1 protein-coding gene is annotated in these 436 nt (G+C 55.3%); it reads right to left on the bottom strand.

What is annotated here, in order from left to right; genetic code table 11:
- On the bottom strand, positions 1 to 128 hold a 128-nt coding region (gene rpmB, locus J1782_RS26495; RefSeq protein WP_217151883.1), incomplete at its 3' end, for a 50S ribosomal protein L28.
- Positions 129 to 436 lie beyond the last annotated feature (308 nt).

The raw sequence follows: 436 nt of genomic DNA, 5'->3' as shown, positions 1-436 counted from the left end.
GTACCGTTCACAACGGCGCGCACGCGCTGAATGTTCGGGTTCCAACGGCGGTTGGTGCGCACGTGAGAGTGCGAAACGGACTTCCCGAAGCCGGGTCCCTTGCCGCAGATTTCGCAGGTAGCAGCCACGGTTTCTCCTTACAATTAATGGCCGACAGTGGAAAAAGTTCGCTAAAGCTTTTAGCAACTTGTCTAGAATAACTGATTTTACTGCTGCCTCCAAACCTCCGCGGTCATTTGTCGCCTGTTTCACGTCGGAGTGTCTTCTGGTGCGATGTAACCCTCGTGAGGCCCCAGCTTTTGCAATACTTAAGGTGTGTTTCAAATAAGTGGGCAGACGCAGATCGATGGGCCGGCTTTACGCGCGCTATGGCAGCGTGTGTTAGGCGGACTCAAGGAGCGGATGGAGCAGCCCGAGTTTTCGCGCGCTCTGGGGA

The sequence above is a fragment of the Rahnella sp. BCC 1045 genome, assembly GCF_019049615.1.
GTDB classification, from domain to species: domain Bacteria; phylum Pseudomonadota; class Gammaproteobacteria; order Enterobacterales; family Enterobacteriaceae; genus Rahnella; species Rahnella contaminans.
The sequence above is the reverse complement of the archived record's forward strand: the minus strand, read 5'-3'. Positions and strand labels throughout refer to the sequence as shown.